The organism is Mesorhizobium sp. BR1-1-6, from assembly GCF_020165355.1.
GTDB lineage: Bacteria > Pseudomonadota > Alphaproteobacteria > Rhizobiales > Rhizobiaceae > Mesorhizobium.
This window is the reverse complement of record NZ_JAIUHZ010000010.1, coordinates 109015-132621: the sequence shown is the minus strand read 5'-3', so window position 1 is coordinate 132621 and position 23607 is coordinate 109015. Positions and strand designations below refer to the sequence as shown.

The 23607-nt window shown below is 62.9% G+C and carries 26 protein-coding genes, 1 tRNA gene and 1 pseudogene; 20 read left to right on the top strand and 8 right to left on the bottom strand.

Annotation, left to right across the window (positions count from 1 at the left end; translation table 11 throughout):
• Positions 1 to 16: 16 nt before the first annotated feature.
• Complete coding sequence (gene hspQ, locus LB545_RS19975; RefSeq protein WP_181165343.1) at positions 17 to 340, top strand: heat shock protein HspQ; 324 nt, start codon at positions 17 to 19, stop codon at positions 338 to 340.
• Between the two features lie 92 nt (positions 341 to 432).
• Here the strand turns inward: hspQ and LB545_RS19970 are convergent, their stop codons facing one another.
• Positions 433 to 1062, bottom strand: coding sequence for an invasion associated locus B family protein (locus LB545_RS19970; RefSeq protein WP_140498608.1), 630 nt, complete (start codon positions 1060 to 1062; stop codon positions 433 to 435).
• Between the two features lie 225 nt (positions 1063 to 1287).
• On the opposite strand from LB545_RS19970, the gene LB545_RS19965 reads away from it, so the two are divergent.
• From LB545_RS19965 to mgtE, 5 genes are all read left to right on the top strand, one after another.
• Positions 1288 to 3108, top strand: a complete 1821-nt coding sequence (locus LB545_RS19965) for an extracellular solute-binding protein (RefSeq protein WP_224705694.1) — start codon at positions 1288 to 1290, stop codon at positions 3106 to 3108.
• 61 nt (positions 3109 to 3169) lie between these two features.
• A complete protein-coding gene (locus LB545_RS19960; protein ID WP_140498610.1) occupies positions 3170 to 3850 on the top strand; it encodes a DsbA family oxidoreductase in 681 nt (226 codons plus the stop codon).
• A complete protein-coding gene (locus LB545_RS19955; protein WP_140498611.1) occupies positions 3825 to 4094 on the top strand; it encodes a hypothetical protein in 270 nt (89 codons plus the stop codon). The genes LB545_RS19960 and LB545_RS19955 overlap by 26 nt, the downstream gene beginning before the upstream one ends.
• 372 nt (positions 4095 to 4466) lie before the next feature.
• Positions 4467 to 6371: an ABC transporter ATP-binding protein/permease gene (locus tag LB545_RS19950; RefSeq protein WP_181170926.1), complete on the top strand. Its 1905-nt coding sequence runs from the start codon at positions 4467 to 4469 to the stop codon at positions 6369 to 6371.
• A 290-nt stretch (positions 6372 to 6661) separates the two neighbouring features.
• A complete protein-coding gene (gene mgtE / locus LB545_RS19945) occupies positions 6662 to 8026 on the top strand; it encodes a magnesium transporter (protein ID WP_140625138.1) in 1365 nt (454 codons plus the stop codon).
• 52 nt (positions 8027 to 8078) lie between these two features.
• Here mgtE and gor read toward each other — a convergent pair whose 3' ends face one another.
• The 3 genes from gor to rpiA form a co-directional block, all read right to left on the bottom strand.
• The gene (gene gor, locus LB545_RS19940; RefSeq protein WP_140625137.1) at positions 8079 to 9470 is read right to left on the bottom strand and encodes a glutathione-disulfide reductase; all 1392 of its coding nucleotides are present in this window, start codon (positions 9468 to 9470) and stop codon (positions 8079 to 8081) included.
• 118 nt (positions 9471 to 9588) lie between these two features.
• Positions 9589 to 10185: a DUF2059 domain-containing protein gene (locus LB545_RS19935; protein ID WP_140625136.1), complete on the bottom strand. Its 597-nt coding sequence runs from the start codon at positions 10183 to 10185 to the stop codon at positions 9589 to 9591.
• A 22-nt stretch (positions 10186 to 10207) separates the two neighbouring features.
• Positions 10208 to 10903: a ribose-5-phosphate isomerase RpiA gene (rpiA, locus tag LB545_RS19930; protein ID WP_140625135.1), complete on the bottom strand. Its 696-nt coding sequence runs from the start codon at positions 10901 to 10903 to the stop codon at positions 10208 to 10210.
• A gap of 387 nt (positions 10904 to 11290) precedes the next feature.
• Between rpiA and LB545_RS19925 the strand changes: the two genes are divergently transcribed.
• From LB545_RS19925 to LB545_RS19910, 4 genes are all read left to right on the top strand, one after another.
• Positions 11291 to 11974: a phosphoglycolate phosphatase gene (locus tag LB545_RS19925; RefSeq protein WP_140498617.1), complete on the top strand. Its 684-nt coding sequence runs from the start codon at positions 11291 to 11293 to the stop codon at positions 11972 to 11974.
• Between the two features lie 251 nt (positions 11975 to 12225).
• Positions 12226 to 12300 (top strand) — tRNA-Val (locus tag LB545_RS19920).
• Between the two features lie 186 nt (positions 12301 to 12486).
• On the top strand, positions 12487 to 12744 hold the full coding sequence (locus tag LB545_RS19915; RefSeq protein ID WP_140669919.1) for a PepSY domain-containing protein: 258 nt from the start codon (positions 12487 to 12489) through the stop codon (positions 12742 to 12744).
• A 169-nt stretch (positions 12745 to 12913) separates the two neighbouring features.
• Positions 12914 to 13390 carry a hypothetical protein gene (locus LB545_RS19910; protein WP_224705693.1) on the top strand — a complete coding sequence of 159 codons (477 nt, stop codon included), beginning with the start codon at positions 12914 to 12916 and terminating at the stop codon, positions 13388 to 13390.
• A 4-nt stretch (positions 13391 to 13394) separates the two neighbouring features.
• Here the strand turns inward: LB545_RS19910 and LB545_RS19905 are convergent, their stop codons facing one another.
• The gene (locus tag LB545_RS19905; RefSeq protein ID WP_224705692.1) at positions 13395 to 15290 is read right to left on the bottom strand and encodes a murein L,D-transpeptidase; all 1896 of its coding nucleotides are present in this window, start codon (positions 15288 to 15290) and stop codon (positions 13395 to 13397) included.
• A gap of 224 nt (positions 15291 to 15514) precedes the next feature.
• Here LB545_RS19905 and LB545_RS19900 point away from each other — a divergent pair.
• Positions 15515 to 15694, top strand: a pseudogene (locus tag LB545_RS19900) (TetR/AcrR family transcriptional regulator); the annotation flags it as partial.
• 72 nt (positions 15695 to 15766) lie between these two features.
• Positions 15767 to 16168: a rhodanese-like domain-containing protein gene (locus tag LB545_RS19895; protein ID WP_140498621.1), complete on the top strand. Its 402-nt coding sequence runs from the start codon at positions 15767 to 15769 to the stop codon at positions 16166 to 16168.
• A gap of 7 nt (positions 16169 to 16175) precedes the next feature.
• Here LB545_RS19895 and LB545_RS19890 read toward each other — a convergent pair whose 3' ends face one another.
• Positions 16176 to 17087: an alpha/beta hydrolase gene (locus LB545_RS19890; RefSeq protein WP_140557193.1), complete on the bottom strand. Its 912-nt coding sequence runs from the start codon at positions 17085 to 17087 to the stop codon at positions 16176 to 16178.
• Between the two features lie 47 nt (positions 17088 to 17134).
• On the opposite strand from LB545_RS19890, the gene LB545_RS19885 reads away from it, so the two are divergent.
• Entirely contained in the window at positions 17135 to 17587 is a 453-nt protein-coding gene (locus tag LB545_RS19885; protein WP_140548466.1) for a MarR family winged helix-turn-helix transcriptional regulator, read from the top strand.
• A 21-nt stretch (positions 17588 to 17608) separates the two neighbouring features.
• Here LB545_RS19885 and LB545_RS19880 read toward each other — a convergent pair whose 3' ends face one another.
• Together LB545_RS19880 and LB545_RS19875 are read right to left on the bottom strand one after the other, a co-directional pair.
• Positions 17609 to 18220, bottom strand: a complete 612-nt coding sequence (locus tag LB545_RS19880; protein WP_140498624.1) for a pyridoxamine 5'-phosphate oxidase family protein — start codon at positions 18218 to 18220, stop codon at positions 17609 to 17611.
• Between the two features lie 63 nt (positions 18221 to 18283).
• A complete protein-coding gene (locus tag LB545_RS19875; RefSeq protein ID WP_224705690.1) occupies positions 18284 to 18637 on the bottom strand; it encodes a gamma-butyrobetaine hydroxylase-like domain-containing protein in 354 nt (117 codons plus the stop codon).
• Positions 18638 to 18834: 197 nt separating this feature from the next.
• On the opposite strand from LB545_RS19875, the gene moaA reads away from it, so the two are divergent.
• The 7 genes from moaA to LB545_RS19840 all read left to right on the top strand — a co-directional run bounded on the left by moaA (position 18835) and on the right by LB545_RS19840 (position 23541).
• Positions 18835 to 19830, top strand: a complete 996-nt coding sequence (gene moaA / locus LB545_RS19870) for a GTP 3',8-cyclase MoaA (RefSeq protein ID WP_140557190.1) — start codon at positions 18835 to 18837, stop codon at positions 19828 to 19830.
• A 54-nt stretch (positions 19831 to 19884) separates the two neighbouring features.
• On the top strand, positions 19885 to 20358 hold the full coding sequence (locus LB545_RS19865; protein WP_140557188.1) for a hypothetical protein: 474 nt from the start codon (positions 19885 to 19887) through the stop codon (positions 20356 to 20358).
• A gap of 117 nt (positions 20359 to 20475) precedes the next feature.
• Positions 20476 to 20835 carry a hypothetical protein gene (locus LB545_RS19860; RefSeq protein ID WP_140498628.1) on the top strand — a complete coding sequence of 120 codons (360 nt, stop codon included), beginning with the start codon at positions 20476 to 20478 and terminating at the stop codon, positions 20833 to 20835.
• Positions 20836 to 20954: 119 nt separating this feature from the next.
• Positions 20955 to 21875 carry a DMT family transporter gene (locus LB545_RS19855; protein ID WP_140557186.1) on the top strand — a complete coding sequence of 307 codons (921 nt, stop codon included), beginning with the start codon at positions 20955 to 20957 and terminating at the stop codon, positions 21873 to 21875.
• Positions 21876 to 21914: 39 nt separating this feature from the next.
• Positions 21915 to 22085, top strand: coding sequence for a hypothetical protein (locus LB545_RS31210; protein WP_224705688.1), 171 nt, complete (start codon positions 21915 to 21917; stop codon positions 22083 to 22085).
• Position 22086: 1 nt separating this feature from the next.
• Positions 22087 to 22596 carry a molybdopterin-guanine dinucleotide biosynthesis protein B gene (mobB, locus tag LB545_RS19845; protein ID WP_140557185.1) on the top strand — a complete coding sequence of 170 codons (510 nt, stop codon included), beginning with the start codon at positions 22087 to 22089 and terminating at the stop codon, positions 22594 to 22596.
• Positions 22597 to 22755: 159 nt separating this feature from the next.
• Positions 22756 to 23541, top strand: coding sequence for an ABC transporter substrate-binding protein (locus LB545_RS19840; RefSeq protein ID WP_140498631.1), 786 nt, complete (start codon positions 22756 to 22758; stop codon positions 23539 to 23541).
• Positions 23542 to 23607 lie beyond the last annotated feature (66 nt).

The following is a 23607-nucleotide window of genomic DNA, read 5'->3' as shown; positions in this document are numbered from 1 at the left end:
TTCAGTGGTGAGTACGATGAGAACAGCCAAATTCGCGATCGGACAGGTGGTTCGCCATCGGCTGTTTCCGTTCCGGGGCATCATTTTCGATGTCGATCCGCAATTCGCCAATACGGAGGAATGGTACGAGGCGATCCCCGTCGACGTGCGCCCGCGCAAGGACCAGCCGTTCTACCATCTGCTCGCCGAGAATTCGGAAACCGAGTACATCGCCTATGTGTCCGAGCAGAATCTGCTCGAGGACCAATCGGGAGAACCGGTCCGCCACCCGCAGATCAAGGAAATGTTCGACAAAAAGCCGGACGGACGCTACGAACCGAAACGGCAGTCCAGGCATTGATCACCTCAGGCACTGATCAGTGAGTCAGGTGCAGAAGCAAAAAAGCGGGGCATGACCCCGCTTTTTTGTGGCTTTGAGAATGCCCGAACCGATCAGTTCGCGGTCTTCGCCTTGTCCTGCTCTTCCTTGAGCTTCTTGGCGAAGTCCTGGTTGTTCTTGGCGACGAAATCCTGGAGCTTCTTCTGCCGGTCCTCGATGTCCGACTGCTGCAGCGGCGGGCCGTCATAGGCGCCGCTGAAGCCCTGCAGCGCGACCTTGATCGGATTGGGCTGGTTCTGGAAATTGATCGAGGTCAAGGTGAGCGCCTGGCCCTTCTTGAAGGAGGCGACGAGCTGGTCGGTCAGCGGCACTTCCGCCACGCAGCGGTCGGGGAAGCAGACCACATATTCAAGCTTCTGCGTTTTGCCGGTATCGATCTGGAGGCCAATGCCGGCACCAACCAGACGACCGGTCGGAACCGTCACCTGGAAGACCTTGCGGTTCACCTTGCCTTTCAGCTCGATCAGGCTCACACCGGTGACCAACTGGCCGTTGCCGGCGGTGGTGATGTTCTGCACGTTGCAGATGTCGACGTCTTCCTGCTTTGTGCAAGCCTTGAACCAGCCCTGCGGGATCTGTTGTTGCTGCTGTGCGGAAGCAACGGGAATTGCCGCGCCCAGAAAGCCGATCACGCCAGCGGCCATGACCGACAGGCGGTACGCATTGCTGTTCAGGCTCGTCATGTCGTGCACTTCCTCTCAAATGATCCCGGGGACCCGCTTCTTCGCGCCGTGTGGTCCAGCTACCTGTTGCCGAAATGAGGCAACAGAATGACTTCGGACGGCGTGTTACACTGCAAGCGGTGCGGAATCCAGCCCGCAATCTGCGATTCTTGGCAACGAACATTGGCGGTGCCCCATGCTAGTGTGCGCACCGAATCATCAAGCCGACCCGGTAAGGAGACGGTCATGGGCCGCGTTCTCGTTTGGCTGATCACCGCGACATCATTTTTCGCCCTTTCGCCCCTGCCGGCGGCGTCGGAACCCAGATATTCAATTGCCATGCAGGGTGAGCCGGCCCTGCCGCCCGACTATGCGCATTTCGACTACGTCAATCCCGACGCGCCGAAGGGCGGCAGCATTACCTATTGCGTCGTCGGCAGTTTCGACAATCTCAACCCCTTCATCCTGAAGAGCCTGCGCACCACGGCGCGCGGCATGATGGACACGATCTTCGGCAATCTGGTCTTCGAGCCGCTGATGCAGCGCAATGCCGACGAGGCCTTCACGCTCTATGGCTTGCTTGCCGAGTCGGCCGACATGGATTCCGAGCGCAAGAGCATCGAATTCCATCTCAACCCGAATGCCAAATGGTCGGACGGCCAGCCGGTGACGCCGGAGGACGTGCTGTTCACCTACGATGCCTATACGCAGAAAGGCCGTCCGCCCTACAGCGACCGCATGGCCAGGATTGCCAAGCTTGAGAAGACCGGCGACCACAGCGTGCGGTTCACCTTCAACGACAAGGCCGATCGCGAATTTCCGCTGATCATCGCGCTGACGCCGATCATCCCCAAGCACGCCTTCGACATCGAGACTTTCGACAGGACGACGCTGAAGCCGTTGATCGGCAGCGGCCCCTACAGGATCGCACAGGTGACGCCCGGCCAGCGCATCGTTTTCAAGCGCAACCCGGACTATTGGGGCAAGGATATTCCGGCCAAGCGCGGCTTCGACAATTACGACCAGATCACCATCGAATATTTCCTCAACGCCAATGCCAAGCTCGAGGCGTTCAAGAAAGGCCTTTGCGCCATCGACGACGACAGCGATCCGGTGAAGCGCGAACGCGATCTGGATTTTCCGGCTTTCCATAGGGGAGAGGTGGTTGCCGAAACTTTCGACACCGGTATTCCACCCGTCGTGACCGGTTTCCTGTTCAACACGAGGCTGCCGAAATTCTCGAACCCCGTGGTGCGTCGGGCGCTCGGCATGCTCTACGACTTCGAATGGGCCAACAAGAACCTGTTTGGCGGCAAATACGCGCGAACGATGAGCTACTGGCAGAATTCCGAGCTTTCCGCGCTCGGCCATCCGGCCGACGACAGGGAAAAGGCGTTGCTGGCGCCCTACCCCGGCCGCGTGCCGGCCGACGTCATGGACGGAACCTGGCGGCCGCCGGTGACGGATGGCTCGGGCCAGGACCGCAAGGTGCTGAAGGCGGCTTTCGATCTCCTGAAAAGCATCGGCTACCACCTGCAGGGCGGCACGATGCTCGACCCCGAGGGCAAGCCCTTCGGCTTCGAGATCCTGACCGCCTCGCAGGACGAGGAGCGTCTCGCCGGCATCTACCAGCGCACGCTGGAAAAGATCGGCATCGATGTCTCCATCCGCAGCCTCGACGGCGACCAGATCCAGTCGCGCAAGCAGCGTTTCGATTTCGAGGTGCTGATCGGCTCGAGCGGCTTCAACAATTCGCTCTCGCCCGGCATCGAGCAGATCGGGCGTTGGTCATCCTCCGCCGCCAAGGCTGAAGGTTCGTTCAACCTCGCCGGCGTCGCCGATCCCGCGGTGGACGCTGCGATCGAGGCCATGTTGCGCGCCCGCACCAAGGAGGATTACGTCGCCGCCGTGCGCGTTCTCGACCGGTTGCTGATCTCCGGCAACTACATGGTGCCGATGCAGCACAACACGCAGCAATGGATCGCTTACTGGAATTATCTGGACCATCCGCAAAAGACGCCCATATTCGGTTACCAGTTGCCGACCTGGTGGCGAAAGCCGAACTGAGCATAGGCCCAGGAGTGGAAGCCCGGTAAGTGCACGGCGCCCGAACGTTCAGGAGATCGAGATGAGCCAAGCGAATACGATCACCATAGACGTGGTGTCCGACGTCGTGTGCCCATGGTGCTTCATCGGCCAGAAGCGGCTGGATAAGGCGGTCGCCGCCGCCGGCGAGGTGGATGTGCATATACGCTGGCGGCCGTTCCAGCTCGATCCGACCATTCCGCCGGAAGGCAAGGATCGCCGCGAGTATATGCTGGCCAAGTTCGGCAGCGACGAACACATTCGCCAGATCCACGCCCGTATCGAGCCGCTCGGTGAAGCCGAAGGCATTTCCTTCGCTTTCGGCGCCATCAAGGTCGCGCCCAACACGCTTGATGCCCATCGCGTCATTCGCTGGGCCGGTGCGGCCGGCGAAGACGTGCAGAACCGGCTGGTGCGCCGCCTGTTCCAGCTGAACTTCGAAGAAGGCGCCAACATCGGCGATCACGCCGTGCTGGTCGAGGCGGCGCGCGAGACCGGAATGGACGCATCCGTTGTCGAGACGCTCTTGCCGACCGATGCCGATGTCGAGGCGGTTCGCACCGAGATCGCCACCGCGTCGCGCATGGGCATATCAGGCGTGCCATGCTTCCTGCTGGAGGGCAAATATGCGGTGATGGGCGCGCAGGACGTCGACACGCTCGCCGACGCCATCCGCCAGGTAGCCGCCGCCAAGGCGCGTGGCGAACTGGAAAAAGTCGACTGAACCCGATCTTCAACGCAGGATTTTCAAGCAGCCCTCCCCGGGCGTGAGGCAACGCCTGGCCCCGGTGGGTTCCGCGATCATTGGCTTTGCCGGCGTCGCGGCCTGCCTTGATGCCGCCGGTCCGGTCGATCGCTGGCTTGCCCAGCGTCTCAGGTCATTTCCGGACTTCCGGCGGGGACATGCCGGCGAGGAATCAGGCGTCCAGGGCGACGTGTTTTCCGGAATTTTGATTAGCCTGCAATGAAAAGCCGGCTTGCCGGGCAGCCCAAGCGGGTCACAAATTCGTGCGAACGCCTTCCCTAGGGGAAGGTAGAAACGTCGCGCTCTGATGCCGCGTAATTACCTGACATCACTAGCTTAAACCGGCTTTTCGTCGGCTTTGGCGCGACGCTCGGGAAGCCCAACCTGTTGCCCTGCAGCCACGGCATCCACCTCAATGCCGCTGCCCCCCTATAAAAATTAATGGAAAATGATCAATTGGTGTTACCATCCGTAACAATACAAAAAAGGTTTGGGCGGGATTGTGATTCGGGTCGACAGACCACCGCAACTGTCAGGAACAGATGGACTACACAGCGATGCCGCAAGGCGGTCGCTTCTGACCCCGGTTTCCTCGATGCGCAGCTTCTGGGGCCTGATGCGGGCCTACTGGGTCTCGGACCGGTGGAAGGAGGCCTGGACGCTGACGCTGGTGATCGCGCTGCTCACCGCTCTGTCCAGCAAGGCCGGCGTCTGGTTCGCAGAAGCATCCGGAGAACTGGTCAACTCGATCGCCTTCTTCCACGACGCCGCCAACACCACCCCTCTCCAGACGCTTTTGGCCAATGCCGCTATTTTGGTGCTGCTGGTCGTGCTCAAGGACGCCGGCTTCACGGGCATCCGCAATCTTGTCTCGGCAACCTTGCACCGCAAATGGCGCGGTTGGCTCGACAGCCGTTTCAACGAGGCGCTGCTGGACGGCAACCACACCCATTTCCACGCCCAGCATGCCTCGACCGGCAATGGCGCGCCGGCCCCCGACAACATCGATCAGCGCGTCCAGGAATCGATCAAGGACATGACCGGCGGCGCCATCGGCCTAGCCATGGGCGTGCTGGGTGTCGCCACCTCGCTCTATTTCGTCGGCCAGAAGCTGCTCGAGACCTCCGTCGAGGTAAAGGGGCTCGAATTCCTCGGCAGCTATGGCAGCGCCATCCTCGCCCTCCTTGCCGTCGCCATCTATGTGCCGCTCAACACTTGGATCGCGGTAAAGCTCGGTGGCATGCTCGAGCGTCTCAATGTCAGGATGCAGCAGGCCGAAGGCAGTTACCGTGGCGAGCTGACGACATTCCTGCGCCGCAGCTTCCATGTCGCGGCCTCGCGGGGCGAAAGCGTTCAGAGGACCATGCATGGCCGCCTCTATGGCGATATTGACGGCACATGGACGCGGCTCAACATCGTCAACACCGTCTACATGTCGTTCGAGCTGATCTACAATTTCATCGGCGCCCGCATTGTCGCCTATGGACCGGGCCTTGTGCCGTTCATCCACAACGGCTTCGACCTGAAGGGCTACATAACCGGCTCCGAACTGGTCAATTCGCTGATCGGCCAATGTTCGTGGTTCATCCATGTCATGCCCGCCATCGCCACCCTGCGCGCCAACAGCCAGCGTGTCACCGAGTTGGCCAATGCGATCGAGAACGTTCAGCATCCCCAGGAATTCTACAGCCAGAGCGGCCGTTCCGACTTCCGCTACGCCAGCCAGAACCCGGTTTTTGGCTTGACCATCCAGAAGCTTGAACTGGCGCATCAGGGTGAGGACGCAACGCCTTTCCTCGTTGCGGCGAACCTGCGCTTCCGGCGCGGCGAATGGACCTTCCTGAAAGGCGAATCTGGCTGCGGCAAGACCTCGCTGATCAAGGCCATCAACGGCCTGTGGCCCTACGGCCGCGGCACCATCGTCTTCCCCGAAGGGGTAAAGAGTTTCTATGCAGCCCAGGAGGTCAAGCTGCAGCAGGTGACCCTGAAGCAGCTGGTCTGCCTGCCGGGCTCCGAGCACGACCATGGCGACGCGCAGGTCGCGTCCGCGCTGCACAAGGCGGGTCTGGGCGACTTCATCGAGAATATGGGCGACGAAAGCCGCGAAGGCAAAAGCTGGGATCAGGTCCTGTCCGGCGGTCAGAAACAGAAGCTGGTGGTGGCCCGCATCGTGCTCCATCAACCCGGGCTACTATTCCTGGACGAGGCGACCGGCGCACTCGATCCGGAGGGCAAGGTTGCCTTCCACCAGGCGATCAAGGACAACTGCCCGGATGTAACGGTGATCAGCGTCATGCATGAAGCGGTGGCGCCGCGATCGGTCACCGGCGCCGAGTTCTACCACTCGATCGTCGCGATCGCGGACGGCGTCGCCACCAAGAAGCCGCTGGTGCCGAGCCTGCCTCCCGAGCTCACCACCATTCTCGCACAGCCAGGGCCGGTGCCAAGGCCGGTCGACGACAAATGGCTGCGTTTTCCGCGCCGGCTGAAGCAGAAGTAGCCGGACTCGCCGCGGCATAGGCCGTCCAGCCATTTTACCGTTTCGGCGCGATACGCTTCAGCGATCACAGTCTTGCGACTGGGGCATGTTGCCCGCATCTTCCTCGATCACTTCGATTGACAGGGCAAGGCGAGCTCCTATGTTGCGCCCGCTCGCAGACATCAAACTCGAACCCGCGAGCGGAAAGGTCACCGCGCCATGCCTGGCGACAGTCACAGTCGAACGCAACCGCCGTCCGCCCTGACGTGACCTCGACGGTTCACGTCTTGCCGGACGGCAAGGAGTGAACCATGAACGATTTTTCCCCCGTAGCGGACGACGAGGCCGTCGCCATCGCCCGCATCCTTGCAAACGACCATGTCGCAGACGTGGTCGAAGCGCTCAACCGCGAGTCGCGCGAAACGGCGACCGAGCTGCTTTGCGAAGTGCCGTTCGAACGGCTGGTCGATATCTTCGACCAGCCGGAGCTCGAGGGCGCGCCAGAGCTGGCGGAGGCCTTGCCTCGCGCCAAGGCGGGCAAGCTGCTTACCGCCATGTCGGTCGATCGCGCTGCCGACATCCTGCGCGATCTTGACGAACCCGCCCGTTCCGAGCTGCTCGGCGTGCTGGCGCCGCCGCTGCGCGCAACCCTGCTCTCGATTCTCGGTTACCCCGAAGGCAGTGCCGCTTCGATCATGACGACGGAGTTCGTCAGCGTGCCCTCGGACTGGACCGTCGGCCGCACGCTCGACTACATCCGCAAGGTCGAGCGGACGCGCGAAACCGTCTACGCCATCTACATCGTCGATCCCGAGACGCATCTGCTCATGCGCTCGACCGGCCTGCGCCGGCTCATCACCGGCGAGCCTGGCGATTCGATCCTGTCGGTGGCGCCGGACCGCGTGCCGGTGACCGTCACGCCTTTGACCGATCGCGAAACCCTGGCGCAGACGATCTCCAAATACGATTTGCTCGCCGTTCCCGTCGTCGATCACGGCAAGATCCTCGGCATCGTCACCATCGACGACATCATCGACACGATGATCGAGGAGACGACGGAGGACGTGCATCGCTTCGGCGGCATGGAGGCTCTGGACGAGCCCTACATGAAGATGAGCTTCCTCGCCATGATCCAGAAGCGTGCCGGCTGGCTGTGCGCGCTGTTCATCAGCGAGATGCTGACGGCCAACGCGATGCAAAGCTACGAGAGCGAGCTGGAAAAAGCGATCGTGCTGACGCTCTTCATTCCGCTGATCATGAGTTCCGGCGGCAATTCCGGCTCGCAGGCGACCTCGCTGGTCATACGCGCGCTGGCGTTGCGCGAGATCGGCCTGCGCGACTGGTGGCGGGTGGCGTTGCGCGAATTGCCCACCGGCCTCCTGCTCGGGGCGATACTCGGCGTCGTCGGCATCTGCCGCATCGCGCTCTGGCAGTATTTCGACTTCTACGACTACGGCCCGCACTGGCCGTTGATCGCCGCGACGGTCGGAGCGGCATTGGTCGGCATCGTCACCTTCGGCTCGCTGTCGGGTTCGATGTTGCCGTTCGCCTTGAAACGCGTCGGCTTCGACCCGGCCAGCGCGTCGGCGCCGTTTGTCGCCACGCTGGTCGATGTCACCGGGCTTGTCATCTATTTCTCGGTGGCGCAGGTGATCCTGCGCGGCACGTTGCTGTAGCAGCTCTCCTAGCTGCGCCGCGGCAAGCACCTTGCCGCGGCGCGTTTGTCCGTCAGTCTACGCGCTCGCCATCCTTCACTCGGTAAGTCGGCTTGTACATGGTCACAAGCTCTTCCGCGGCCGTCGGATGCACGGCCATGGTGCGGTCGAAATCATCCTTGACCAGCCCGGCCTTCAGCGGAATGGCGAGAAGCTGCGCCATCTCGCCGGCATCCGGCCCCAATATGTGCGCGCCGAGTACCTTCTTAGACGCGCCATCGACCACCAGCTTCATCAGCATCTTTTCGTCGCGGCCGGACAAGGTGTGCCGCATCGGACGGAATGCCGCGCGATAGATCTCGATGTCGGGGAAGCGCTTGACCGCCTCGTCTTCCGACAGGCCGACCGTGCCGATCTCCGGCTGCGAGAACACGGCGGTGGCGATCGTGTCGTGGTCGGGCGCGGTCGGGTTGCCCTTGAAGGCGGTCTCGACGAAGCACATCGCCTCGTGGATCGCCACCGGCGTCAGTTGCACGCGATTGGTGACGTCGCCGATCGCCCAGATGTTTTCGACGTTGGTGCGGGAGTACGCGTCGACCTGGATCGCGCCGGTCGCGGTCATCTCGATGCCGATGCCTTCCAGTCCCATATTCTCGGTGTTGGGGATGCGGCCGATGGCGAGCATCACCTGGTCGACCGTCAGCGTCTGGCCGCCGGTGAGCAACGCGTCGAGCCGGCCGTCCGGCCGTTTGCGGATCCATTCCGAGACGGCATGGCAAAGGATCTTGATCCCCTTCTTCTCCATCGTTTCGTGCAGCATGCGCCGCAGGTCCATATCGAAGCGACTGAGGATCTCCTTGCCGCGATAGACCAGCGTGGTGTCGACGCCCAGGCCATGGAAGATGTTGGCGAATTCGACCGCGATATAGCCGCCGCCTTCGATCATGATCGACTTGGGCAACTGCTCGAGGTCGAAGGCCTCGTTGGAGAAGATGCAGTATTCGTGGCCGGGCAGTGCCGGGTGCGGCGCCGGACGGCCGCCGGTGGCGATCAGGATCTGGTCGGCGGTGACGGTACGATCCTCGTCCAGAAGATGCACCACATGCGGGTCGACGATCATGGCGCGCGTGTCAAAGGCCTCGCCGCCGGCGCCCTCGACGTTCCTCTTGTAGATCGCCTCCAGACGGCTGATCTCGCGGTCCTTGTTGGCGACCAGCGTGGGCCAGTCGAAACTGGCTTCCGGCACCGTCCAGCCATAGCCGGCGGCATCGGCGAAATGCTCGGGAAATTGCGAAGCATAGACATAGAGCTTCTTCGGTACGCAGCCTCTGATGACGCAGGTGCCGCCGAAGCGATATTCCTCGGCGATGCCGACGCGCTTGCCGAGCGCTGCGGCGACGCGCGCCGCCCTCACCCCGCCCGAACCGCCGCCGATAACGAAAAGATCGTAGTCGTAACCGGCCATTGCGCGGCTCCTTGAGCTTCGGAAAATGTGAGTGACAGGTAGGCCGCAAACCATCAAAAGAAAAGCCCGGACAAGCCGGGCTTCACAGATGGCCGCAGGGCCGTTTGGAATGGCAGGATCAGTTCTGCGTGTCGTCGGCAGGGGCCGATCCATCGGCGGGCGCGGCGCCATCGGCGGGCGCGGCCGCACTAGCAGGCGCTGCCGGCGCTTTCGCCTTGGCCGCCGCGGCCAGCGTTTCACCGACCTGCTGGGCGAGGTCACGAGCAAGCCCGTTCTGCCAGATATCGGCGGCCTTCACCAGGTCGCGCGTCACGGCCGGGCCGCTCTCGAGGAGCTTCTTGCCGGAGTCCGAATTGTAGAAGGTCGCGATGTCGTTGAGTTCCTGTTCGGAAAACACCTTCGCATAGGCAAGGGCCGCTTCCTTCTCCAGGTCGGCCCGGCGCGAGGCCAGCGCCAGCGCCTTCTCGCTGATCGTCTTGGCGATCAGCTCCTGCATGTCGGGGTTCTTCTGGATGAGCTGCGATTCGAGGGCGGCGGCGGCCTGCGGCAGGATGTTGTCGAACGGGTCGGTCGCATGGATCGCGGTGACCGCGGCGCGCGCCGCCTTCAGGTGCGCTTCCGTGACGTCCTGCGAGAACGCCGGCGAAGAGAAGGCGAAGACGGCCGATGCCGCCAGAAGGACGGACAAGCGGCGAACCCGGTTATGCAACATCATGGTCGATAGAACTCCCTGTTTTTCAGGCGGCATGGACGGTTTGGATGCCATCGCCCCCGGCGATGATGGCCGCTGACGCCAGCCCGATGAAAAGACCGTGCTCGACCACGCCGGGAATGGCGTGGAGAGCATTCGATAGCGCTCTTGTATCCGGAATGCGGCCAAAAGATGCATCGAGGATAAAGTGGCCGCCGTCTGTAACAAAAGCCTGGCCGCCCGTCATCCTCAATGTAACCGGACCGGAAAGGCCGAGCCTTGCAGCCGCCTTCCCGATCGCGATTTCGGTTGCGCGCAGGCCGAACGGGTTGACCTCGATGGGCAACGGAAAACGGCCGAGCGTCTCGACCATCTTGGAGCGATCGGCAATGACGATCATGCGAGCGGACGCCGCCGCGACGATCTTCTCGCGCAGCAATGCGCCGCCGCCGCCCTTGATGAGCGTTAGTGCGGGGTTGACTTCGTCGGCGCCGTCCACGGTGAGATCGAGTTCCGGCGTCTCCTCCAGTGTCGACAGCGGCACCCCAAGCTCGCGGCACAGCGAGGCGGTGCGCTCGGACGTCGGCACGCCGATGATGGTCAGGCCCGTGGCCACCTTGTCGGCAAGCAGCCGCACGAACTCGTCGGCGGTGGTGCCGGTGCCGATGCCGAGCCGCATGCCGTCGGTGACATGGGCAAGGGCCGCCCGCGCGGCTTCGACCTTCAACTGTCTTGCATCCATGCCGCTTTTACCGCCCCGGAACCTGGTGTTTGCGGCTCCTACCATTTTTGCCGGTCCGGTCAAAGCCCTTGCAGCGGTGTAGGTTGATGACGTTCGGCCTCCCGTCAATGGTGTGCCCGCGCGGCCAGCCAGCGATGAGCGGGTAACGTTAATAGGAATTTTTTCTTATATGCCATTGACTGGGTGAAGGCAGTTATGCTACATATTTGCCTATGGTGCAGATTTGCGCCGGGACCCGCCGCACTGGCGGGTTTTTTCATGGCTGGCGGTTGGTCGCGAATGCCCGGTCCGGGGAGCTTGCTTGCCTGAACGAGCCTGCCCGGCGCTTGCCTTGACGCGCCGCAGCCTTTATCGCCTGCCCATTGCATAAACTGCCCAGGATGGATCATGACCCGCCCGATCATCGTGTTTGACCTCGACGGTACGCTGATCGACACAGCACCGGATTTGCTCGACAGCCTGAACCACAGCCTTGCCGCCAGCGCGCTCGCGGCCGTCGACGAAGCCGGCTTCAGGCGCTTCGTCGGCCATGGCGGCCGCGTGATGATCGAACGGGCGCACGCCGCGCAGCAACGGTCGCTCGATGTCGCCGAACACGACCGGCTGCTGAAACTGTTCCTCGACCACTACACCCTCAACATTCCCGGCAAGTCCCGCCCCTACCCCGGCGTCCTCGAGGCGATCGCCCGCTTCGAGAAGGCAGGCTATCTCCTGGCCGTCTGCACCAACAAATACGAGGCCAACTCGCTGGCGCTGATCGAGGCGCTCGGCCTGACCAAACACTTCGCGGCGATTGCCGGACAGGATACCTTCGCCTTCCGCAAACCCGATCCGCGCCACCTCACCGAAACCATCAAGCGCGCCGGCGGCGACCCGCACCGAGCTTTGATGGTCGGCGATTCGCAGACCGACATCGACACCGCGAAAGCCGCCGGCATCCCAGTGGTGGCCGTCGACTTCGGCTACACCGACCGCCACGTGCGCGAGTTCGAGCCCTCGGCGGTAATCTCGCATTTCGACGCGCTGACGCTGGACCTAGCTGAGCGGCTGATCGCCGCGGCGCAACATTGAACGGCCGCAAGGCGGGATAGAGGCGAAAGGGCAAAAACCGATCCTTCTGAGAACGTCGCAAGGCAATCGCCCGACGAAATGACGATTTCCGATTTGCGGCGGATGCCTCCAACATCGAAGATGGCGCCGGCGCTTGAAAGAGGGTGACGAAACCGGAAGCACCTGCCCTCTGTGAGAACGCCGGACACCGCCTTGACTTCCCGCACCGGCCTCCCTTATATCGCGGCTCGCTTGGCCTTCGGGCAACGAGCGGGCGATTAGCTCAGCGGGAGAGCACACCCTTCACACGGGTGGGGTCGCAGGTTCAATCCCTGCATCGCCCACCATCCCCGAGCCGGGATATTCCGCCCACATTACGCGAACGGCTTTGGACGACTTTCGACACGCCATGTGCTTTGATGCCTCCGCAATTGGCGCATCCTGGCCGGAAAGCTCCGATCGACCAATGGCTTCTGTTGGAACAAACGATCATCATCGGGAGTTTCCCTCCGTCGAAACTTTGAGGGAAAATCATGTCCAGACTTCTTCTGGCGACCAGCGTCGCCATTGTCCTCGGCGCTGGGCCGGCCTTCGCCGCGGACGACAAGCCTTTGCCGCCGCCCAATGCCAAGAAATTGTCCGACATCATCGCCAAGGTCGAGCAGCGCGACGGCTTCCGTTATGTCAAGGAGGTCGACTGGGACGACGGCGCCTATACCGTCACCTACTACACCGCCGACAAGGCGAAGGTCGAAATCACCTATGATCCGGTGACGGCCGAGCCCAGATAGCTTCGTCAGGAGAAACCTGCCAGGGGCGAACACCCGTTTGTGCGATCCCTCCCCGCGGTGATCACCGGTCCCCATCTGAAAATGCCGAGCCTGCGGCGTGAGATGCGCCCGCCCTTGCGCCAATGCACCTTTGATGGCTGATTACAGCGGAGCTTCACGGGGGGTATGCATGGCGACGGCCAGGCATGTGTTGAAACGTATCTTGATGGTGCTTGCCGGCTATCTCGTCGCCGTGCTGGTCGGCCTGATCGCCGTTGTCGCGATCTACGCCGTGTTGAGTTCCCTGCCCGATGCGCCCGGCTATTTCGACCTCATGGGCGTCTCGCCGATCGCGGCGCTGGTGGTGCCGCCGCTCGGCATGTTCATCTATTTCCTGACGATCGTGCTGACCGGGGTGCAGACATTGGTGTTCGCATTGATCGCCGAATGCTTCTCGTTGCGCGGCTTCTGGCTGCACATGCTCTTCGGCGGTGCGGCGGCGGTCGGCGGCTTTGCCCTGATCTGGCCGAGCGCGCTCGAGGACATGGCCTCGGAGCGCTGGGCCGATATAGGCATCATCGCCGCTGCCGGCCTGGTCGCCGGGCTTGTCTACTGGCTGATCGCAGGGCGCGACGCCGGTTTCCGGCGACCGCTCTCGGCCCGCTGAATTCTCAGCTCGACGGCGAGCGCGCCGCTTCGGTGGCGTCCAGGGCCTGCTTCAACCGCGTGTCCCGGTCGTAGACGTCGTTGAAGTATTCGACCTTGCCGGACATGTCGGGCCATGCGGTGAAATAGGCGACGTAGACCGGGATTGTGCGCGTCACGCTCTCGGTCGAATGGCCGTGCTTCAGCTTCTCGGCGATATCGTCGACCGAGGTGCCCAGCACCGCAGCCGCCATGCCCCGCGGATCCTGCAGCCGCACGCAACCATGGCTGAGCGCGCGCATATCGCGCTGGAAGAACGACTTCTGCGGTGTGTCATGCATGTAGATGGCGTGCTTGTTGGGGAACAGGATCTTCAATTCGCCCAGCGCATTTGCCTCGCTCGGCAGTTGGCGCACGCTGTAGGGGATGTTCGCGCCATAGCCGCCCCAGTTTACCGCCGAGGACGGAATGCGCTTGCCGCGCGAATCCGTCACCTCATACCCGGCCCGGTCGAGATAACCCGGATCGCTGCGCAATCTCGGCAGCATCTCGTTGACGATGATCGACTGCGGCACCCCCCAATAGGGATGGAAGTCGACCTGCTTGATCTGGTCGTAGAAGAAGGCGGTCTGGTTGGTGGTCCTGCCGATGACCGCACGGGTTTTCAGCTTTTCCTCGCCATTGTCGATGTAGCTCGCGGTGAAGGCCGGCTGGTTGATGAAGACACGCGGGCTGCCGAGGTCGGATGGCAGCCAGCGCAGTTCTTCCAGCGCCACCTGTACCTTGAGCAGCCGGTCGGCCTTGGACGTTCCGGCCAGCGACGCGACGGTGCGCGGTCCGATGACGCCGTCGCCCTTCATGCCTGCTTTTTGCTGCACCGCCTTGATGACCGGGACCAGCTCAGGGAGGTAGACGTCGCTGGTGGCGAGCCGCGACAGCACTTCGCCGTAGGCGCCGCCCATCTCGTCGTCGAGATCGCGCGCGATCAGGCTCAGCAGCTTGGGAAGCTCGGGACTGGTTTCGCCCGGCTTCAGCAACAGGTTGGGATCGACGACGATCTCGTTTTCGGCGCTCGCTTGCAGCGACTCCAGCTCGACGCGCAGCGCCTGGTACTCCGGGTTCTGCGGATGCCGCGATTCGAGATAGGTGCGCACTTCCTGGGTGTGCGCCAGCGTCTTCAAAACGCCTTCCATGTCGAGCGGCTTGGCGGGGAAATCATAGTAGCCGGTCATGCGGTTGGGTTCGACGCGGCCGCTTTGGGCATCATGGACATAGCGAAGCACGCGGGCCGACAGCGCCATTTCGAAGCGCACGAACTCCTTCAAACGTGCAGCGGCGTCACCAGTCGACGCAGCGGCGGTCGGCACGTCGACCGTGTAGTCGGACGGTGCCAGGCCGTAGCTCGCCGCCTCGCCAAGCACCCGCACCGCGTCCTGTGCGCGGCCGTTGGCGTTGGCTCCGGTCACCCAGATGAAATCCGGATTGGCCGAATAATAGGCGATCAGCGCCTTGGCGATATCCGGCTCCGCATAGAGCTCGTAGTCGCTCAGTCCGGCGATTGCCTCGCGAAAGGCGTTGCCGGTGGCTGAGGGCACGAAGGCGGCGTCCTGCGGCGTCGCCGGCTGCGGCGCTGCCGTAAGCGCCGAGAAGTCGACGCGCACGAGCTTGTCGGCTTTGTAGGTGTAGTAGGAAGGGCTGCTGATCTTCACGCTGCCGCCGCCACCACCGCCGGCGGATACGTTGGGGTTCGGCTTGCGCCTTGGTGGCGGAGGAGGAAACTCACCTCGCGGCTCGTGCCTTACGCCGCCGCCGAAAAGCATGTCGAAAAGCCCCTGCGCGCCTGCTTGCGGCGTTCCCAGGGCCAGCGTCGCCACGAGCGCTGCAAGCGGCAACGCGGTAGCTTTGTTTCCCGGCAATTTCATGGTCACCCGCTCCAGCCGCAACCGGCTCCGTTCCGCACGCTCGTGCGTCTTGCCCACCGCATGGCGGATGTAAGACGCGACTATACCGATTCATACCGATTTCGTTAAGCTTTCATAAATTTTGGGGCGGCTGTGGCAGAACGGTTTCACAACATCGTGACGGCCGGAGCGGACACAATCCGCTCCGGCCGTCGAAGCCCAGGGGCGTCGTCAGACCTCGGCGCATGGCCGTGGGCGAATTGCCGAGGAGTTTCGACTGCGAAGCCGCTGCGACCTTTTTCGCGACGGCTCAACACGGCATGTCGATCCAGGCGCGCGACGGTGCTTCGCATGCGGCCCTGCTGGCGACCGCGGAGGGGGCATTGGCCGCCTGGAAGACGATGGCCGGTCCCGACGCGGGATGACAAACGCCGGGCGTTGTGCTCGAAATCCGAACGGACGGAGCGCCAGTCTAAACGGGCCGGGAGGATCGAACGGTGAAAAAGGGTTATCGCGAACTGCTGGACGAGGCGAATGCCGAGATCGAAGTGCTTTCGCCCGAGGAAGCGGCAGCCCTGATCGAGGACGAAGGCACCATCTTTGTTGACCTGCGAGATCCTCGCGAGATTGAACGCGACGGCAGGATTCCCGGCGCCAAACATGTCACCCGTGGCATGCTGGAATTCTGGATCGATCCCGAGAGCCCTTATCACAAGCCGTTCTTCGCTTCGGGAAAGAGCTTCGTGTTCTTCTGCGCCGGCGGCTGGCGTTCGGCGCTCGCCACCAAGACCGCGCAGGACATGGGGCTGTCGCGGGTCAAGCATATCCTTGGCGGCTACACCGCCTGGAAGGCGGCCGGACTGCCGGTGGAACCCGGCGAGAAGAAGAAACAGCCCTGATTGCGGTTCAATGGAGCAGCGACGGCTCCCGTTGCGCGGCCACGAAGCTGACGGCGCGTTCCACCACGCCCTTGTCCGCCAGGATGCGGCGATGGCCGAGCCCTTCGGCCCAGTGGAGCAACACATGGTCACCGGCGCCGGCATAACGCCAGGCATGATCGGCCGAGACTTCGCGATCGTCGGGTGCGTGGATGACCAGCGTCGGCACCGGCGCCTGGGCAAGCTGGCGATCGCCGGTGAATTCGTGCAGCGGCCGGCCGGAAAGATGTTCGACACGGTCCGCCATGGCGGCCTGCGAGCGCGGACCGACATTGAGCATGCGACTGAAGTCGGCGAAGATGGCCGGCAATGAACTGGGCGCGGCGATCAGCACCAGGCGCCCGGCCGCCAGCGGCGCAATGTTCCTGATCGATCCGGCGATTGCATTGGCGGCGACGGCGCCGCCGAAGGAATGACCGACCACCGCCGCGAACGGGCCGAACCATTCGCCCGCGATTCGCACCGCATCCACGGCATTGACCATGTTCAATCGCCGGCCATGCGATTGGCCGTGGCCGGGAAGGTCGAGCGAGACGACCCTGTAGCCGGCGGCGCGGTAGCCCTCGATCAGCATGCGCATATATTCGGTGCGCGAGCGCCAGCCATGGACGACGAGAACCGTTCCGGCGGACGCCCTGCCCGGCTCCGGACGGAATTCATGCGCCATGATGCAGCCGGATCCGGCCTTCAGCCGGTGATGCCGCGCTTCGGCCATGAAATCGGCCGCGCGGTCGACGGCGCGACGTTCGCCCTCGCTCAGCACCCTGGCGTTCGGCGTACGGCAGAACAGCTCGAATGCGGCGCGCCCCGTAAGGCGCGGGGCGACGTGTTCGGCGGCCCCGAATACACCCCGGATGACCTTCAGTCCGAATGATGCCATAGTGGGACTCCATCCATACGTTCAAGCATGAACATAATAGTTCAAAGATGAACAATAAACAAGAGCTGCCCTGGGACAACCCGCGGTTTCGCAACTGGGTCGCGGTTGCGCGCGCCTGCCATGTGCTGGAGCGCACGCTTGCCGTGAAGCTCGCGCCGCTCGATCTGAAGCCCGCGCAGCTCGATGTTTTGATGAATCTCTATCGCCATCCCGGCATGTCGCAGCACGATCTCGCCCGCAAGCTGCTCGTCGGCCGCTCCAACATCACCATGCTGTTGCCGCAGCTCGAGGCACGCGGCCTGCTGCGCCGCGAAGGCGACGAGAAGGACAAGCGCATCCTGCGGCTGGCCCTCACCGAAGCTGGCGAGGCGCTGCTGATGCAGGCGCTGAAGGTGCACATGGCGCTGATCGAGAAAGCGATGAGCCAGTCGACGCCGGAGCAGTGCGACATGATCGGCGAGCAGATGCGCAAGATCTACGAGGTGTTGAAGGACGCCTGACCGCCATTGCGGTCCAGCGGATCACCACATCGTCTTTTTTGCCCGCTCCGGCCATTCCTTGTCATAGGTTTCGCCGTCGATGTTCCTGCGGCTGGTGATCTCCAGGATCTTTCCTGGCGTCGGCAGGGACTTCGGATCGACATGCCTTTCCGGGTTCCACAGTTCCGACCGCACGATGGCGCGGGCGCATTGGAAATAGACCGTATCGACATCGATGACGCTCACCGAGCGTGCCGGCCTGCTGTCGACCGTGAACGACGCGCAAAGCGCGGCATCCGTGGTGATGCGCGCGCGGCCGTTGATGCGCAGCGTCGTTCCGGAGCCCGGCACCAGGAACAGCAGCCCGACGCGGGGATCGCGAATGATGTTTTTCAGCGAATCGGCGCGGTTGTTGCCGCGCCGGTCCGGCATCATCAGGGTTTTCGGATCGACGATGCGCACGAAGCCGGCGAGATCGCCGCGCGGCGAGCAATCCAGCCCTTCCGGCCCGCTGGTCGCCAGCGCGACGAAGGGCGAGGCCTCGATGAAGGCGGCGTATTCGGGAATGACGTGGTCGAGTTCCTTGACCACCGAGGCTTCGCCGGGCAGGCCATAGAACGCTTCAAGCTGTTCGACGGTGGTTATGATGGACATTGTCTTGTCTCCCGATCCGCCGCCCCTACTCCCGCTCCATGACATCTTGACGACGCCCGCCGGCTAACGGTCGCGGCTGAGACCCTTTTGTGCCAGCTCGGCAAGATAGGCATTCCAGCGCGCATCCTTCTCGTGGCCCAGCGTGTGCAGGTAATTCCAGGTGAAGATACCGGTGTTATGGAAATCATCGAAGGTGATGCGCACCGCGTAGTTGCCGACCGGTTCAATTTTGAGGATGGCGACATCGCGCTTGCCCGGAACGGTCACCCGCTGGTCCGGCGAATGGCCCTGCACCTCGGCCGACGGCGAGGCGACGCGCAGCAGCTCGGCCGGCAGCTCGAATGGCTGGTGGCCGGGAAAGGCCACGGAGAGCAGTTTGCGGTCTTTGGAGACCCGCAGTTCCTTCGGCGCCGTCATGGTGTTTTTCCGTTTCGAACCGCCCTTCCCTACGCCGCTTCGCCGGATTGGAAAAGCCCGTACCAGGCAGCCGACATCCGGTGTCGGTCGGGGAATGTTACCAAAGATCGAGAGCGGCTATCTTGAACGACAGGCCGGATCGTATCACATAGCGATATATAACGCCGTCGTTCACAGCCACGGGAAACGCTTCACGCATGGACATGATCGATCCTTTCGGCCGCACGATCAGCTACCTGCGCGTGTCGGTCACCGACCGCTGCGATTTCCGCTGCACCTATTGCATGGCCGAGGACATGGCTTTCCTGCCCAAGAAGGACCTGCTGTCGCTCGAGGAACTCGACCGGCTGTGCAGCGTCTTCATCGCAAAGGGCGTGCGCAAATTGCGTCTCACCGGCGGCGAGCCGCTGGTGCGCAAGAACATCATGCACCTGGTCCGTCAGCTGTCGCGTCATCTCGAAAGCGGCGCGCTGGAAGAACTGACGCTGACCACCAACGGCTCGCAGCTTTCGCGTTTTGCTGCCGAGCTCGCCGATTGCGGCGTCAAGCGCATCAATGTTTCGCTCGACACGCTTGATGCCGACAAGTTCCACGCAATCACCCGCTGGGGCCATCTCGGCAAGGTCATGGCCGGCATCGATGCGGCGCAGGCGGCGGGGCTGAAGCTAAAGCTCAACGCCGTGGCGCTGAAGGATTTCAACGACGCCGAATTGCCTGAGATGATGCGCTGGGCGCATGGCCGCGGCATGGACCTGACCGTCATCGAAACCATGCCGATGGGCGAGATCGACGCCGACCGCACCGACCAGTACCTGCCGCTGTCGCTGCTGCGCGCCTCGCTGGAGCGCCAGTTCACGCTGACAGACGTCCCGTTCAAGACCGGCGGTCCGGCCCGCTATGTCCATGTCGCGGAAACCGGTGGCCGGCTCGGCTTCATCACGCCGATGACCCATAATTTTTGCGAGAGCTGCAACCGCGTCCGGCTGACCTGCACCGGCACGCTCTATATGTGCCTGGGCCAGGAGGATGCCGCCGATCTCAGGGAGCCGTTGCGTGCGTCCGAAGGCAACGATCTGGTCGGCGCGGCGATCGACGAGGCGATCGGGCGCAAGCCGAAAGGGCATGATTTCATCATCGACCGCCGCACCAGCCGCCCCTCCGTGTCGCGGCATATGAGCGTCACCGGCGGCTGATTTTCCCACGGATCTGGTGCAGGATCGCTTCCGGCTGACTGCTGGAGGAATGGAATGAAGTGCGCGCGCTCGGTATTGGCATTCGTTGCGGCGATCGCGGCAATCCCCTCGGCCGCCGCTCCTTTCACCTACACCAACGAGCGATTCGGCACGGTCTGCACCTTTCCCGATGATGTTTTCACCGACCGCCAGCCCGAACCGGACAACGGTGACGGCCAGCAATGGCTCGCGCCCGACGGCGCCAGCCTGATCTGTTCCGGCATCCTGAATATCGACAACGACACGCCGAGACACTTCGTCGCGACCGAGAAAGCCAGCACGGAGGCGGGTTACAAGGTCACCTACAGCAGGACGGGAAAGAACTGGGCCGTGCTTTCGGGGCTGAAGGCCGGGAACATCTTTTATGAGCGCCGCCTGTTCGGCAAGGACGGCGTCATCCGCACCGTCTGGATCGAATATCCGCCGGCCGTGAAGTCGAAATACGACCCGCTGGTCAGCGCCATCGCCGCCAGCCTCGAGGGACCGTGACTATTGCGGCCATGCCGCAATAAATCTCCGCCGGCGGATGCCCGCCTGATTTACCCCAGCCGTTTTCGCGCCTAGCCTTCCATCCGGTAGCGGCTTTCGCTCCGTGGGGAAAACATTATGCGCAAATTCATCTTTTCTGTTGCCTTGCTCGGCCTCGCCGCCATGCCGGCGGCGGCGCAATCCATCGGCGGCACTTACGATGTCGCCGGCACCAATTTCGATGGTTCGGCCTATGGCGGCGAAGCAACCATCACGCTGACAAGCGGCACGACCTGCACGATCCATTGGGAAACCGGCGGCTCGTCCTCGGACGGCATCTGCATGCGCAACGACAACGCCTTCTCGGCCGGCTATGTCCTGGGCAAGGAGATCGGCCTTGTCGTCTACAAGATGGATGACGACGGCTCGCTGCACGGCCTGTGGACGATCGCCGGCAAAGACGGCAGCGGCACCGAGGTGCTAACGCCGAAGAAGTAAGGCCGGTCATCCGCGGTTGAAATTCTGGGCCGCGATCAAGGCCGTGGCCCAGCCCTTTGTCGTTGCTGTTTCGGTCCCGGCTGCTACAGGCTTTTTTCAAAGCAGAACCGGTAGAGATCTTGCCCCTTTCTCCCAATCTTCGCGGTGCGTTGTTCATGGTGGTGGCGATGGCCGGCTTCACCCTCAATGACGCGATCACCAAATATTCGTCGCAGTCGATGAACATGGCGCAGGTCATGCTGATCAGAGGCGCATTTGCCTCGCTCTTCGTCGGCCTGCTTGCCTGGCAGCGCGGCGCGCTGGTCCGGCCGCGCTCGATGCTGCAGCCACTGGTGGCGCTGCGCGTCCTTGCCGAGGCCGGCGCGACGGTGACCTTCCTGGTCGCGCTTGCCCATTTGCCGATCGCCAGCGTCTCGGCCGTCCTGCAGGCACTGCCGCTGGCCGTGACAATGGGCGCGGCCCTTGTCTTCGGCGAGGCGGTCGGCTGGCGCCGCTGGCTGGCGATCGCCGTTGGATTTGCCGGCGTGCTGGTCGTGGTGCGCCCGGGCTTCGAGGGGTTCAGCATGTTTTCGCTCGTGGCGCTGGCCAGCGTCGCCTGCTGCGCAGTGCGCGACCTCGCCACCAAGCGGATTCCGCAGGCTATCCCCACGCTGCTGGTCTCCACCGCAACGGCATTGGCCATGACGGTGGTCGGCGCGCTGCTGCTGTCGCCGATGGGCGGCTGGACACCGATGACGGGAAAAGCCACTGCGCTGCTGGCGCTCGCAGCAGTGCTGGTGCTCATCGGCTACCAATTCATCATCATGGCGATGCGCTCGGGCGAGATTTCCTTCATAGCACCGTTCCGCTATACGGCGCTGCTCTGGTCCATTGTGCTCGGCCTGCTGGTCTTCGGCGATGTCCCCGACATGACAATGATCATCGGCGCCAGCACAATCGTCGGCTCCGGCCTTTACGCGCTTTATCGTGAGCGCGTCGTCGGCCGGCGCAGGATCGTCGCGGAAAGCACTGGTCCTGCCATGGCCCCGGACGGCATATAAGAGGCTCGCGGGGAATTTTCGCGAAGGCGCACGGGCTCGATGATGGTGAGAGATATTGCGGGATTGATGCTGGCCGGCGTTCAATCCAGATGCAGGGGCGGCGGCGACAAGACCTTGCTGCGGCTCGAAAGCGGCTGGCCACGGCGGCCGATCAACATCAACATGCCCGACGATCTTGCCAAGGCGGCGCGGTTGCTGCAGAGCATCTGAGATGAACAAGCGCCTCTTCGGCATCACCGGCTGGAAGAACTCCGGCAAGACGACCCTGACTGAGAAACTGGTCGCGGAACTCGTTGGGCGCGGCTGGAGGGTTTCGACCGTAAAGCACGCCCATCATGATTTCGACATCGACAAGCCGGGCGCGGACAGCTTTCGCCACCGGCAGGCAGGAGCCATGGAAGTCGCCATCGTCTCCGCCAATCGCTGGGCGCTGATGCACGAATTGCGCGGCGAGGATGAGCCGGCGCTGGAAGCCATCCTGTCGCGGCTTGCGCCGTCCGACATCGTGCTGGTCGAAGGCTACAAGCGCGAAGCCCACCGCAAGATCGAAACCCGGCGCCTGGAGGCGAAGGACCGGACGCCGCTTTCGGCGGGTGACCCCGGGATCGTTGCCATTGCGGCCGACTTCGTCATCGAGGACAAAAGCCTGCCGGTGTTCGATCTCGACGACGTGAAATCGATAGCCGACTTCGTCGAGCGCGCGACCGGCCTCGTTGCTTGAGAAGTAACGTAACGGCAGAAGGACATTGCCGATTTTCGTGGTTTTGCAGTTGCTTTTTTCTTGGAAAGAGTGGGAGTATCGGGCCAGCGGGCGGTCAAAAGCACCGCCCCCACAGAGCCGTTTCGGAACGACGGCCGGGACCATAAAGAGAGGATCATTATGCGTATTGCACTGCGTATCGCGCTCGCCGCTTCGGCCGCGCTGCTGACGCTCGGCGTAGCCCAGGCCCAGGAAAAGACCCTGAGGATCGGCACCGAGGGCGCCTACCCGCCCTTCAACAACCTGACTTCCGATGGCAAGCTCGTCGGTTTCGACATCGACATCGCCCAGGCGCTCTGCGACGAGATGAAGGTCAAATGCACCTTTGTCGCCCAGGATTGGGACGGCATCATCCCGGCGCTGCAGGCGGGCAAGTTCGACGCCATCGTGGCCTCGATGTCGATCACACCGGAGCGTGCCGAGAAGGTCGACTTCACTCACAAATACTACAACACGCCCTCGGCGCTCGCCGTCCCGAAGGATTCGACGCTGAAGGGCGTGACCAAGGAGGACCTCGCCGGCAAGAGTATCGGCGTGGCCACCACGACGACGCATTTCAACTATGCCTCGAAGACCTACACCGACAGCACGATCAAGGGTTATCCGAGCAGCCCCGAGGAACAGGCGGATCTGGCCAACGGCCGCCTCGACGCCATCGAGGATGATATCGTGGTGCTGCAGCAGTGGCTGGATTCGCCTGACGGTGCCTGCTGCAAGATCCTCGGCCAGCCCTCGCCGCAGCCGGTCGAGATTTTCGGACCTGGCGCCGGCATTGCCGTGCGCAAGGGCGAGACCGATCTGGTCAACAAGCTGAATTCCGCCATCGACGCCATCAGGGCCAACGGAAAATACAAGGAAATCAACGACAAGTACTTCAAGTTCGACGTCTACGGCGCCGAGTCCTGATAATCACCTCCAAGGGCGGCAGGGTCTCCCTGCCGCCTTACCCGATCTGGGAGCTCTGGAGATAAC

What these genes read in the sequence shown, in the direction of transcription:
- LB545_RS19965 (WP_224705694.1), top strand. Translation starts at nt 1,288, where the DNA reads ATGGGCCGCGTTCTCGTTTGGCTGATCACCGCGACATCATTTTTCGCC.
- LB545_RS19925 (WP_140498617.1), top strand. Translation starts at nt 11,291, where the DNA reads ATGACCCGCCCGATCATCGTGTTTGACCTCGACGGTACGCTGATCGAC.
- LB545_RS19935 (WP_140625136.1), bottom strand. Translation starts at nt 10,185, where the DNA reads ATGATGTTGCATAACCGGGTTCGCCGCTTGTCCGTCCTTCTGGCGGCA.
- LB545_RS19970 (WP_140498608.1), bottom strand. Translation starts at nt 1,062, where the DNA reads ATGACGAGCCTGAACAGCAATGCGTACCGCCTGTCGGTCATGGCCGCT.
- LB545_RS19950 (WP_181170926.1), top strand. Translation starts at nt 4,467, where the DNA reads ATGCGCAGCTTCTGGGGCCTGATGCGGGCCTACTGGGTCTCGGACCGG.
- LB545_RS31210 (WP_224705688.1), top strand. Translation starts at nt 21,915, where the DNA reads ATGATGGTGAGAGATATTGCGGGATTGATGCTGGCCGGCGTTCAATCC.
- LB545_RS19960 (WP_140498610.1), top strand. Translation starts at nt 3,170, where the DNA reads ATGAGCCAAGCGAATACGATCACCATAGACGTGGTGTCCGACGTCGTG.
- LB545_RS19880 (WP_140498624.1), bottom strand. Translation starts at nt 18,220, where the DNA reads ATGTCCATCATAACCACCGTCGAACAGCTTGAAGCGTTCTATGGCCTG.
- mgtE (WP_140625138.1), top strand. Translation starts at nt 6,662, where the DNA reads ATGAACGATTTTTCCCCCGTAGCGGACGACGAGGCCGTCGCCATCGCC.
- moaA (WP_140557190.1), top strand. Translation starts at nt 18,835, where the DNA reads ATGGACATGATCGATCCTTTCGGCCGCACGATCAGCTACCTGCGCGTG.
- LB545_RS19840 (WP_140498631.1), top strand. Translation starts at nt 22,756, where the DNA reads ATGCGTATTGCACTGCGTATCGCGCTCGCCGCTTCGGCCGCGCTGCTG.
- LB545_RS19875 (WP_224705690.1), bottom strand. Translation starts at nt 18,637, where the DNA reads ATGACGGCGCCGAAGGAACTGCGGGTCTCCAAAGACCGCAAACTGCTC.
- mobB (WP_140557185.1), top strand. Translation starts at nt 22,087, where the DNA reads ATGAACAAGCGCCTCTTCGGCATCACCGGCTGGAAGAACTCCGGCAAG.
- LB545_RS19890 (WP_140557193.1), bottom strand. Translation starts at nt 17,087, where the DNA reads ATGGCATCATTCGGACTGAAGGTCATCCGGGGTGTATTCGGGGCCGCC.
- LB545_RS19905 (WP_224705692.1), bottom strand. Translation starts at nt 15,290, where the DNA reads ATGAAATTGCCGGGAAACAAAGCTACCGCGTTGCCGCTTGCAGCGCTC.
- LB545_RS19865 (WP_140557188.1), top strand. Translation starts at nt 19,885, where the DNA reads ATGAAGTGCGCGCGCTCGGTATTGGCATTCGTTGCGGCGATCGCGGCA.
- LB545_RS19885 (WP_140548466.1), top strand. Translation starts at nt 17,135, where the DNA reads ATGAACAATAAACAAGAGCTGCCCTGGGACAACCCGCGGTTTCGCAAC.
- LB545_RS19910 (WP_224705693.1), top strand. Translation starts at nt 12,914, where the DNA reads ATGGCGACGGCCAGGCATGTGTTGAAACGTATCTTGATGGTGCTTGCC.
- rpiA (WP_140625135.1), bottom strand. Translation starts at nt 10,903, where the DNA reads ATGGATGCAAGACAGTTGAAGGTCGAAGCCGCGCGGGCGGCCCTTGCC.
- LB545_RS19860 (WP_140498628.1), top strand. Translation starts at nt 20,476, where the DNA reads ATGCGCAAATTCATCTTTTCTGTTGCCTTGCTCGGCCTCGCCGCCATG.
- hspQ (WP_181165343.1), top strand. Translation starts at nt 17, where the DNA reads ATGAGAACAGCCAAATTCGCGATCGGACAGGTGGTTCGCCATCGGCTG.
- LB545_RS19915 (WP_140669919.1), top strand. Translation starts at nt 12,487, where the DNA reads ATGTCCAGACTTCTTCTGGCGACCAGCGTCGCCATTGTCCTCGGCGCT.
- gor (WP_140625137.1), bottom strand. Translation starts at nt 9,470, where the DNA reads ATGGCCGGTTACGACTACGATCTTTTCGTTATCGGCGGCGGTTCGGGC.